This window comes from Methylobacter tundripaludum (assembly GCF_002934365.1).
GTDB lineage: Bacteria > Pseudomonadota > Gammaproteobacteria > Methylococcales > Methylomonadaceae > Methylobacter_A > Methylobacter_A tundripaludum_A.
This window is the reverse complement of record NZ_PTIY01000001.1, coordinates 134,593-145,154: the sequence shown is the minus strand read 5'-3', so window position 1 is coordinate 145,154 and position 10,562 is coordinate 134,593. Positions and strand designations below refer to the sequence as shown.

Below are 10,562 nucleotides of genomic sequence, written 5' to 3'. Positions count from 1 at the left end.
ATTTTTTTAAAGGCGAAGGGCAAAGGGCGAAAGGCGAAAGTGCAAGATTCGAAAGTATGTACCTTTCGCCTTTAGCCCTTCGCCTTTCATCTGATCACTTTAACACAACAAAGAACCCTTCTTCTCCTCGCTGGATGTTAATCAGCAAAGCGCCATTAGGATCAATCACCTGTTTTAGTTCCTCCAGGTTGTGAACACGGTAGCGATTCGCCGATACGATAACGTCGCCGGGGCGCAAGCCTACGCGCCAGGCATTGGATGTCGTGTCTATTTTTTCAATTAAAACGCCTTCAATCTGGTTTTTCAGCGGCGTGCTTAACAGTGTGCCCTGCAAGGTGCGATGCAGCTTGTCTCCCGCCAGTTGCGGCAATTCCTGCTTGCCGATCGTGGCGGTGACTTGTTTTTTTTCGTTACCCCGGAAATATTCCAGCTCGACTTTATCGCCAATTTGCATCAGGCCGACGACATTGCGTATGTCATGGCTGTTTTTAATCGGGCGGCCATTGGCGGCAACAATAATGTCGCCGGGTTCCAGCCCCGCTTTCGCGGCGGGTGAGTTGTTTTCGATCCGGCTGATCGCGGCGCCGTGCTTGTTTTTTAAATCAAACGCCTTGACCAGTTCGGGCGTCAGGTCCTGCGTGGTGACGCCAAGTAAGCCGCGCCGAACCTCGCCGTGCTTGACCAACGAATCCTTGATGGTGACAACCATATTGGACGGGATCGCAAAGCCGATGCCGACATTGCCGCCGCTGGGGGCGAGGATGGCCGTATTCATGCCGACCAGTTCGCCGCGAAGGTTAACCAGTGCGCCCCCCGAATTGCCGGGATTGATCGAGGCGTCGGTTTGGATAAAATCCTCGTAGCCTTCAATGCCCAGGCCGGAGCGGCCCAAAGCGCTGACTATCCCGGAGGTGACGGTCTGGCCCAATCCGAACGGGTTGCCGATAGCGACAACAAAGTCGCCGACTCTCAGCTGGCTGGAATCTGCAATCGGCAGCATCGTTAAGTTTTCGGCGGGAATCTGGATGATGGCGACATCCGCTTCAGGATCGGTGCCGATCAGTTTAGCGGAAAGCTGGCGGCCGTCATTCAGGGTCACCATGATCTTGTCGGCTTTATCGATAACATGGTTATTGGTTAAAACCAGGCCTTGGAGGTTGTCGATAATGACGCCCGAGCCTAAGCTGTTTTTTTGCTGTTGCCGCAGCTGATTGGGCACATTAAAAAACTGGCGAAAATACGGATCCTGCATCAGTGGGTTTTCACTGACCAGGATATTGGTTGAGGTTGAAATATTGACGACTGCCGGCATGCTGCGCTCAAGCATCGGAGCAAGAGATGGTAATGCCTGGCCCTCTGCGTAGGTCGGCAAAGCCGCCTGTACGCTCGACGTTATACAAAAATAAGCGGGTAAAAGCGCTATTATAAATAACAGTTGTTTTACTGATTTAGCATTCATCATGATTTTCCGGGGTTTGTTAAACATGCATGATCCCTAATATATATGTAAAAATGTTTAATACAAGGTGTGCCAAAGTTGATTTTTTAAACAATCAATACTGTCATTTAACGGTTATCTTGCTTAGAATGTTGAAATGACCGTAGACGTCAATTCTGAAGATGGACTGATTATTCGTAAGCTAATCCCGCTCGCAACATTGCCGGGCGCTCAGTTTAATGCGTTATGCGCCGAAATGACGATCGAAGAGATACAAGACGGATGCTTGTTTAAAAAAGGCGATTCGGTTTCCCAGCTTGTTTACCTGATAAGCGGCGAGGTTGCTCTTCAGGCGGCCGGGTTGGTTGTTGAAGTCATTGCAGCGGGCAGCGACTCGGCCAGATTTGCGTTAGCGCACCAGATACCAAGAAAGATCGATGCAGTCGCGAACGGAAGAGTGCGTTTTTTGCGGCTGAACGCTGATATTGTTAATAATCCCCCACCCCTTGCTTATGAGGACAATAGCTACATGGTCATTGACGAGACTGAAGGCGATCCAGATGACTGGATGACGGTGTTATTGAGATCACCCATTTTTCAGCGCCTTCCCCCGGCCAATTTGCAAAAGATATTAATGGGGCTGGAGGCCGTCCATTTTAAAAAGGGCGAAACCATACTCGAGCAAGGCGGCACCGGCGATTACTATTATTTGATTAAGAATGGTCAATGCCTGTTAACGCGCAAGCCGTCACCTAATGCCAAAGAGATCAAATTAGCTCAACTGGGTAATGGCGACACTTTCGGTGAAGATGCGTTGCTTTCCGGCGCGCCTAGAAACGTAACCATTACGGCGCTGACGGACATCGTGTTATTGCGTTTGGATAAAAATCGATTTATATCCTTGATAAAGGAGCCCTCTTTAAAGTTTGTCGATTATGCCGGAATGCAGGAGGCGGTAAAACACGGAGCTATTTTGCTCGATGTCCGTTCTCAAGATGATTATGAAGACCAGCATCTTGACGACAGCATCAATGCGCCTTTTTTCTCGTTAAGAATGCAACTTAAGACGTTCAATCATGACAAGCCTGTTGTTGTGGTTTGCCGGGACGGCAGGATTAGCGAAGCTGCGGCATTTTTATTGCTCAGGCATAAGATTAACGCGATGATTTTGGCGGGGGGGATGGAAGGTCTTGCGCCTGGCGGCGGGCTTGCGGCAGGCGCATCATCCTTGGCGATGAAGCCGGAGCCGGAAGATAAAGCCTCTTTTGCCGCTGGGGTACGGATTGAGAGTCTTCCTAGGGAGATTGAGCAAAAACGCCTCATCGATAATTTGGTGACAGACGTCCCGGCAGGCATCCTGGAAGATCAAATAAGAGCTCTTAAATTGGAAAATGAAACGCTCAGAAACACCAATCAACAGCTCAACGATAAGTGCATGAAACTGGAATTTGACAAGCAACATGCCGAGAAGCAATGTCGAATATTGCACAAGCAGATGGAGAAGTTAACCCAAGTGCTGGATAGGCTAAAAGGGGGATAAGAGCGGCAGCGTAACCCGACAGTCAAAACAGCAGATGTCGGGTTATGATAGCTCGGTTCGCTCGTGGAGCGATTGCCGGAAAGAAACTTTTAAAATCGGATGGTTATTTGATTTTGGCTTCTTTGTAAATAACGTGTTTGCGGACAACGGGATCAAATTTTTTGATCTCCATTTTTTCGGGCATAGTCCGTTTGTTTTTTGTTGTTGTATAGAAGTGTCCGGTGCCTTCGGTCGAAATCAATTTAATTTTATCGCGCATTTTTTTATCCTCTTAAGAGATGTCGCCGGCTTTACGCAAATCGGCAAGAACAGCATCGATGCCTCTCTTGTCAATGATACGCATGCCTTTGGTGGAAATTCTGAGGCGAACCCAGCGGTTTTCGCTCTCTACCCAGAATCTGTGATGTTGCAGATTCGGACAAAAGCGTCTTTTAGTTTTGTTGTTAGCGTGTGAAACGTTGTTACCTGTAACCGGGCGTTTGCCTGTTACTTGACATACTCTGGACATGATTAACCCCTAATGCGTGCCTAAATTCAAAAGTTAGCCGAGCTTTATACCAAAAAATCTTTTCAAGGTAAATAACAATCTATAAAATAAGGCGAAAGATTAAGGGCAAAAGGCAAAAGGCGCAATGGTTTTTTAACCTTTCGTCCTTTGTCTTTCGCTTTTCGTCTACCGTAATCATCAGGAAAAAATAATGCTTATTAAGCTCGGCATGGTCATGGACTCCATCGATCATATCAACATAAAAAAAGATACCAGTTTTGCGATGTTACTCGAAGCCCAGGTCAGAGGCTGGGAGTTGCATTACATGGAACTCAACGACCTGTTTCTGAGAAACGGCAGAGCTTACGCCAGAACGCGGACGATTAAAGTTCAGCGGGATGAAAAAAACTGGTACGAGTTTACCGCAGAGCAGGATATTGCTCTGGACGATCTGGATGTAATCATGATGCGCAAGGATCCGCCTTTCGACCAGGAATATATTTACGCAACTTACCTGCTGGAACGCGCGGAAAGCATGGGTGCTTATGTGATCAACAAACCGCAGTCGTTACGGGACGCCAATGAAAAGCTTTTTACCGCATGGTTTCCACAATGTTGCGCGGAAACCTTGGTGGCAAGGGAGCCTGCCAGAATCCGGGACTTTTTGCTGGAGCAAGGCGAAATAATCCTAAAGCCCTTGGACGGCATGGGCGGCACCTCCATTTTCCATTTGCGCCAGGGCGATCCCAATCTCAGCGTGATCCTGGAAACCATGACCCAGTACAACAGTCGCTATGTGATGGCGCAAAAGTACCTGCCGCAAATTGTAGACGGCGATAAGCGCATATTGCTGGTTAACGGCGAGGTCATACCCTATGCGTTGGCGCGTATCCCCGCTCAAGGCGAGACCCGCGGCAATCTGGCGGCCGGCGGACGGGCCGAAGGCCGGCCATTAACCGATCGGGATCGTTGGATCGCCGAACAGGTAGGGCCTACATTGCGGGAAAAAGGCCTGGTTTTTGTCGGGATCGACGTGATTGGCGATACGCTGACCGAAATCAATGTCACCAGCCCTACTTGCGTTCAAGAATTGGATCGCCAGTTTGGATTGAATATTTGCGGCAAACTTATGGATCATATCGAAACCACCCTTGCTGCACCTGCTCCCGGCAGGTCTACGGCGTACACACCATCTATGGCGATAAATGAGAACACATCAGGTAATATTTGATCCACCTGCGCCGTTGTCTAATAATGATTCATTATTAATCGCTTTATTTATAGCGGCCGTCATTCATGTTGTGATCGGTTTAGGGATTAATTTCACCGCGCCGCAGCCGGAGCAAGTCAGCCGGTCCATTGATATTACCCTGGTCGATATGCCGAGTCGAAAAGCGCCCGAAAAGGCTCAGTTTTTGGCCCAGGAAAATCAGCTGGCCGCTGGCGAGCAAGATAGGAAGCCGGAACCTCCGCCGCAACAGTTGCCCCAACAGGGCGATAGCCAAAGCAAGCAGATAAAAAAGAGCGCACCGGAACAGAGCGAACCCAAGGCAGAAAAAAAACTGATTACCCAGAAAAAAGCGGATAAAAAAATCGTTACCGCCAGTAAACCCGACGCTAGGCGCCATACCGAAATACACCCGCAATTATCGGCGGAGATGCTACAGCAACAAATTGCGCAATTGGGCACTGAAATCAGGCTCAGCCAGCAAAGCGCCGATCAGCCTAAGATAAAATTCGTTGACTCGGTCAGCACCCATAAATACGTTGCCGCTCAATACATCAAGGACTGGGAAAACAAAGTAGAGCGTACCGGCAATCTGAATTACCCGGAAGTGGCGGCTAAGAAAAACTTTTTCGGCACCTTGACCATGGATGTCGGCATTAAAGCGGATGGCAGCATCTACAGCATACGCATCAACCAGTCTTCGGGAAATCCGGCCCTGGATGAGGCGGCAAAAAGAATTGTCCGTATGAGTGCGCCGTTTGCACCGATACCCCCGGAATTGCAGAAAGAATTGGATGTTCTGGTGATTACCCGTGTCTGGAAATTTTCCGATGAGTCCGGCATGACCGCACGATAAACAGTTGATTAAGTCACCATAACCTTTGATACTAAGCGCCATGAACCAAACCACTTACTTAACCGATCAGTTTATTATCGCCATGCCCAACCTGGCGGACCCCAATTTTTTTCATACGGTCGCCTATTTGTGTCAACACAATGCTGACGGCGCCTTAGGCATCGTTATCAACAGGTCGACAGACATGAAGCTGGGTGAAATTTTCAAACAGATGGATATAAAAGTCACTTCACCCGCTTCCGCTGAAACGCCCGTTTTCGCAGGCGGCCCGGTGCAGCAGGAGCGAGGTTTTGTGGTGCATACGTCAGGCGGAGATTGGCACGCGACCTTGCCCGTTTCAGAAACCATTTCCCTGACGACTTCCCGCGACGTACTTGAAGCCATTGCGGCGGGCGAAGGCCCCGAGCAATATCTGGTGGCTTTAGGTTACGCCGGTTGGGGCGCGGGTCAATTGGAAAAAGAAATCATGGACAATGCCTGGCTTAATACGCCTTCCGGCAAGCAGGTCTTGTTTGATACGCCGGTAAACTTGCGCTGGACTGCGGCAGCGGACCAGATCGGTATCGATATTAATCAGCTGACCGCTCCGGCAGGGCACGGCTGATTGCTTGGTTTGAACCTCAACCAGACGCCGCACCCGCTCCCGGCAGGTTTGCGGGTTACACACCATTCCTGGCGATATAAACTATGCAAGACCCATTACTAGCCAAAGCCAACGCCGATACCTATCTGGGCTTTGATTTCGGCACTAAAAAAATAGGCACGGCCGTCGGCCAAACCACCACGGCGACCGCAAGTCCGCTGCAAACCATACGCTCGATCAATCAAAATCCCAACTGGGACATCATCGGCAAACTGATACAGGAATGGCGTCCTGCCGGTTTGGTGGTCGGCATATCGAAACAGCACGACGGCACCGACAACCCGGTGACGCCGCGCATGTTAAAATTTTGCCGGCAGCTGGAAGGGCGTTATCAACTGCCTGTTTTTCAACAGGACGAAACCCTGTCGACATTCGAAGCCAAACAAATGCTGTTTGATGAAGTCAGCGTCAGCGCAAGCAAACTCTGGGAAGTGCAGGATCAACTCGCCGCCCAGCTTATCCTGCAAACCTGGCTAAACGACCGTACAAGAAAGGACTATTAAGTGTTAAAGATTCCCGAATTATTAGATAACCTGGAAACCGAGCTAAAACGCATTATCGACCAGAGAAAGCTGGTTAACCCATTGATAATAGGCATTCGTACCGGCGGCGTATGGATTGCCGAGCAAATGCACCGGCGGTTAAACATCAGCGAACCGTTGGGGCTGCTGGATATTTCATTTTACCGGGACGATTTTTCGCAAATCGGCGTCAATCCCAACGTAAAGCCCAGCCAATTGCCGACCAACATTGAAGGCCGCGACATTATCCTGATCGACGATGTTTTTTATACCGGCAGGACGATACGCGCCGCAATGAATGAAATTTTCGATTACGGCAGGCCGAACCAGATTGTGTTGGCGGTACTGATAGAGCGTGACGGCAGGCAAATCCCGCTGTGCCCCGATTGCGTCGGCGCCGGCGTTAAATTAACCGCAGGCCAACGGATCAAGCTGACCGGCCCCGAACCCTTGGACGTTCACCTGGAAACCATTGACGCGGTGGCATAAGCAATGACTGATAACCTGCAATTAAATGCGGAAGGCAAGCTTAAACACTTTCTGACCATCGAGGGTCTAAGCAAGAGCCTGTTGACGGAAATTCTCGATACCGCCGAGTCTTTCGCCGGTGTGTCCGAGCACCAGGTCAAAAAAGTACCGCTGTTGCGCGGCAAGACCATCGTCAACCTGTTTTTTGAAAACAGCACCCGCACCCGCACGACTTTCGAGCTGGCCGCCACGCGCCTGTCCGCCGACGTGATCAACATGAATATCGCGACCTCGGCCACATCAAAAGGCGAAAGCCTGCTCGACACCATCCGCAACCTGGAGTCCATGTTTGTCGACATGTTTGTGGTGCGGCATGCGCTCAGCGGCGCGGCGCACTTTATCGCCCAACAGACCGCGCCGCATATCAGTGTTATCAATGCAGGAGACGGCCAGCACGCGCATCCGACTCAGGCCATGCTGGACATGTTCACGATCCGCCAGCTCAAGCCGGATTTTTCCAGCCTCAGAGTGGCTATCATTGGTGATATATTGCATTCAAGGGTGGCGCGTTCGGAGATTCAGGCCTTAAATACCCTGGGCGCGGCAGAAGTCAGGGTGATTGCGCCCAAAACCTTGTTGCCCGCGCATGTCGAAAGCTTGGGCGTGAGCGTTTCGCATAATTTGACCGAAGGGCTTAAAGATATTGATGTGGTGATGATGTTGCGCTTGCAGAAAGAACGCATGAGTTCGGCATTGCTGCCCAGCGAGAGCGAATATTTCAAATGCTTCGGCCTGACCGAAGAAAAACTTAAAATCGCCAAGCCCGATGCGATCGTCATGCACCCCGGACCTATCAACCGCGGCGTGGAAATCGATTCCAAAGTCGCGGACGGCCCGCAGTCGGTGATACTCAAACAAGTCAGCAACGGCATTGCGGTGCGCATGGCGGTCATGGCGATGGCGATGCAAACGGCCGCACCTGCTCCAGGCAGGTCTGGCGGCATACACACCATCCCTGGCGAACGCCACGCCGGTTCCCTACCGGCTTCTGGCATACACGCCATCCCTGGAGATAAAGGAGCCGCATGATGAAAATCCGCATAGACCACGGAAGAATCATCGATCCGGCCAACGGCATAAACCGCGCCGGTTCCGTTTATATCGAAGACGGCAAGATCGTTTCGGCGACTGACGAACCGGCCGGTTTCAAGCCGGATACCGTTATCGATGCCGAAAATCAAATCGTCTGTCCCGGCTTTATCGATTTAAGCACCCGCTTGCGGGACATGGGACACAGCCGCAAAGCGACATTTAAAAGCGAAGTGCTTGCCGCCGCAAGCGCCGGCGTCACCACGCTGTGCCTGCAACCGGATACCGCGCCGGTCATCGATACGCCTGCCGTTGTCGAACTGATCAAGGAACTGGCGGAAAAATCCGGCTACCCGCAAATCTATGCGATCGGCGCGCTGACCCAGAAACTGGAAGGCACGGAATTAAGCTCCATGCTGTCGCTGAAACAGGCAGGCTGTATTGCAGTCGGCAATGCCAACCAGCCGGTGAAAAACCTGTTGGTCTTAAGGCGGGCCATGGAATATGCGGCCAGCCATGACTTATTGTTGATGTTCCGGTCCAATGATTTTTGGCTCGGCAATAACGGTTGCGCCCATGAAGGCGCAGTCGCCACTCGCTACGGCTTGCCCAGCATTCCCGAAGCCGCCGAAACCATAGCCTTGGCGCAATGCCTGGAACTGGCCGAGTTGACCGGCTGCCGGGTGCATTTCGGCCAGTTAAGCTGCAAGCGTTCGGTGATTAAAATCCACCAGGCGAAAAAATACGGCTTGAAGGTCAGCGCCGATGTCGCCGTCCATCAATTGCACCTGACCGAAAACGATATGACGCCGTTTGACAGCGCCTATCATGTGTTGCCGCCGTTACGCACCGAAGAGGACAAGCAGTATCTGAGACAAGGACTGGCCGGCAGCACGATTAACAGCATCTGTTCAGACCATCAGCCGCATGATTTGGATGCCAAGCTGGGCGCGTTCCCGGAGACGGAGCCGGGGATGTCGTCGCTGGAAACCCTGTTGCCGTTAATGCTGATGCTGGTAGCCCAACACGCGATAACGCTGGAACAGGGCATCGCCTGCTTGAGCGCAAATCCGGCGCGGGTGCTACAGTTAAACAGCGGTGCGTTGACGCCGGGTTTTGCTGCCGATGTGTGTATTTTTGACCCGGAACTCGAGTGGCAGGTTAATTCTGAAAACTGGAAAAGCCAGGGCGCCAACACGCCGTTCTGGGGGCAAACCTTCAAAGGGCGGGTAACCCATACCTTGCAGGCCGGCAAAATTATTCACCGATTGTAAAATTCAGCGCCACACCTAATTTTTTATTCACCACGAAGACACGAAGAGCACGAAGAAATAAAACTTCGTGTCCTTCACGGTGATAATCTTTTTTAAAGTAACGGAAAGATCACAACATGATGCAAAAAAGAACAGCCCACCAAATCGCCGATGTGCTGATTGAGGCACTGCCCTATATCCAGCGCTTTAAAGGCAAAACCATCGTGGTAAAATTCGGCGGCAACGCCATGGTTGATGAAGAGCTCAAAAACAGCTTCGCACGGGACATCGTGTTGATGAAGCTGGTCGGATTGAACCCGATAGTGGTTCACGGCGGCGGGCCGCAAATCGGCCAGCTGCTGGAAAAACTCGGCAAAACCACCGGCTTTATCGACGGCATGCGCATCACCGACAGCGAAACCATGGACGTGGTTGAGATGGTATTGGGTGGACTGGTGAACAAGGAGATTGTTAACCTGATCAACATGCACGGCGGCAAAGCGGTCGGCTTGACCGGCAAAGACGGCAATTTTATCCGCGCAAAAAAACTGCATCTTACCCCGCGCGACAAACTTGCCCCGGAGATTATCGATCTGGGCCATGTCGGCGAAGTGAGCGGCATAGACCCGGCGGTTCTCGATATGCTCGGCGGCAGCAATTTTATCCCGGTTATTGCGCCGATCGGGGTCGGCGAAGACGGGCATTCCTATAACATCAATGCCGATCTGGTGGCCGGAAAAATCGCCGAACAGTTAAAGGCCGAGAAACTGATTTTACTGACCAATATACCGGGCATCCTGGACAAGCAAGGCGCGCTGCTGACCGGCTTGACGATCAAAAAAACCGAGGAACTTATCGCCGACGGCACTATTTCCGGCGGCATGATACCGAAAACCCGTTGCGCGACCGATGCGATAAAAGGCGGGGTCACCAGCGTACATATTATTGACGGCCGGGTTGATCATGCAGTGCTGCTGGAATTGTTTACCGATCAGGGCGTCGGTACTTTGCTGCTGAATTGAACGGTTGCCCACACATA

At 51.3% G+C, this 10,562-nt stretch carries 11 protein-coding genes and 1 pseudogene; 9 read left to right on the top strand and 3 right to left on the bottom strand.

The features are described 5' to 3' along the window. Positions 1-94: 94 nt before the first annotated feature. Positions 95-1,459, bottom strand: coding sequence for a DegQ family serine endoprotease (locus B0F88_RS00715; RefSeq protein WP_104422021.1), 1,365 nt, complete (start codon positions 1,457-1,459; stop codon positions 95-97). A 136-nt stretch (positions 1,460-1,595) separates the two neighbouring features. Here B0F88_RS00715 and B0F88_RS00710 point away from each other — a divergent pair, with 136 nt between their 5' ends. After that, positions 1,596-2,978 carry a cyclic nucleotide-binding domain-containing protein gene (locus tag B0F88_RS00710; RefSeq protein ID WP_104422020.1) on the top strand — a complete coding sequence of 461 codons (1,383 nt, stop codon included), beginning with the start codon at positions 1,596-1,598 and terminating at the stop codon, positions 2,976-2,978. A 103-nt stretch (positions 2,979-3,081) separates the two neighbouring features. On the opposite strand, the gene rpmG is transcribed toward B0F88_RS00710, so the two are convergent. Continuing rightward, on the bottom strand, positions 3,082-3,237 hold the full coding sequence (rpmG, locus tag B0F88_RS00705; protein ID WP_006890747.1) for a 50S ribosomal protein L33: 156 nt from the start codon (positions 3,235-3,237) through the stop codon (positions 3,082-3,084). A 12-nt stretch (positions 3,238-3,249) separates the two neighbouring features. Further along, on the bottom strand, positions 3,250-3,486 hold the full coding sequence (gene rpmB / locus B0F88_RS00700) for a 50S ribosomal protein L28 (protein ID WP_104422019.1): 237 nt from the start codon (positions 3,484-3,486) through the stop codon (positions 3,250-3,252). A gap of 190 nt (positions 3,487-3,676) precedes the next feature. Between rpmB and gshB the strand changes: the two genes are divergently transcribed. The 8 genes and pseudogenes from gshB to argB all read left to right on the top strand — a co-directional run bounded on the left by gshB (position 3,677) and on the right by argB (position 10,545). Beyond that, the gene (gene gshB, locus B0F88_RS00695) at positions 3,677-4,696 is read left to right on the top strand and encodes a glutathione synthase (RefSeq protein ID WP_258076516.1); all 1,020 of its coding nucleotides are present in this window, start codon (positions 3,677-3,679) and stop codon (positions 4,694-4,696) included. Next, complete coding sequence (locus B0F88_RS00690) at positions 4,671-5,549, top strand: energy transducer TonB (RefSeq protein WP_104422018.1); 879 nt, start codon at positions 4,671-4,673, stop codon at positions 5,547-5,549. The genes gshB and B0F88_RS00690 overlap by 26 nt, the downstream gene beginning before the upstream one ends. Positions 5,550-5,589: 40 nt before the next feature. Then, complete coding sequence (locus tag B0F88_RS00685) at positions 5,590-6,153, top strand: YqgE/AlgH family protein (protein ID WP_104422017.1); 564 nt, start codon at positions 5,590-5,592, stop codon at positions 6,151-6,153. 83 nt (positions 6,154-6,236) lie between these two features. Then, a complete protein-coding gene (gene ruvX / locus B0F88_RS00680) occupies positions 6,237-6,695 on the top strand; it encodes a Holliday junction resolvase RuvX (RefSeq protein WP_104422016.1) in 459 nt (152 codons plus the stop codon). Next, positions 6,696-7,202, top strand: a complete 507-nt coding sequence (gene pyrR / locus B0F88_RS00675; protein ID WP_104422015.1) for a bifunctional pyr operon transcriptional regulator/uracil phosphoribosyltransferase PyrR — start codon at positions 6,696-6,698, stop codon at positions 7,200-7,202. Positions 7,203-7,205: 3 nt separating this feature from the next. Next, positions 7,206-8,147: pseudogene (locus B0F88_RS00670) on the top strand (aspartate carbamoyltransferase catalytic subunit); the annotation flags it as partial. 119 nt (positions 8,148-8,266) lie between these two features. After that, the gene (locus B0F88_RS00665) at positions 8,267-9,544 is read left to right on the top strand and encodes a dihydroorotase (protein WP_104422014.1); all 1,278 of its coding nucleotides are present in this window, start codon (positions 8,267-8,269) and stop codon (positions 9,542-9,544) included. 119 nt (positions 9,545-9,663) lie between these two features. Continuing rightward, entirely contained in the window at positions 9,664-10,545 is an 882-nt protein-coding gene (argB, locus tag B0F88_RS00660) for an acetylglutamate kinase (RefSeq protein ID WP_104422278.1), read from the top strand. The last annotated feature ends 17 nt before the right edge of the window (positions 10,546-10,562 follow it).

Coding starts and splice junctions, on each gene's coding strand:
- B0F88_RS00715 (WP_104422021.1), bottom strand. CDS start 1,459: ATGAATGCTAAATCAGTAAAACAACTGTTATTTATAATAGCGCTTTTA.
- B0F88_RS00685 (WP_104422017.1), top strand. CDS start 5,590: ATGAACCAAACCACTTACTTAACCGATCAGTTTATTATCGCCATGCCC.
- B0F88_RS00710 (WP_104422020.1), top strand. CDS start 1,596: ATGACCGTAGACGTCAATTCTGAAGATGGACTGATTATTCGTAAGCTA.
- B0F88_RS00690 (WP_104422018.1), top strand. CDS start 4,671: ATGAGAACACATCAGGTAATATTTGATCCACCTGCGCCGTTGTCTAAT.
- B0F88_RS00665 (WP_104422014.1), top strand. CDS start 8,267: ATGATGAAAATCCGCATAGACCACGGAAGAATCATCGATCCGGCCAAC.
- ruvX (WP_104422016.1), top strand. CDS start 6,237: ATGCAAGACCCATTACTAGCCAAAGCCAACGCCGATACCTATCTGGGC.
- rpmG (WP_006890747.1), bottom strand. CDS start 3,237: ATGCGCGATAAAATTAAATTGATTTCGACCGAAGGCACCGGACACTTC.
- rpmB (WP_104422019.1), bottom strand. CDS start 3,486: ATGTCCAGAGTATGTCAAGTAACAGGCAAACGCCCGGTTACAGGTAAC.
- argB (WP_104422278.1), top strand. CDS start 9,664: ATGCAAAAAAGAACAGCCCACCAAATCGCCGATGTGCTGATTGAGGCA.
- gshB (WP_258076516.1), top strand. CDS start 3,677: ATGCTTATTAAGCTCGGCATGGTCATGGACTCCATCGATCATATCAAC.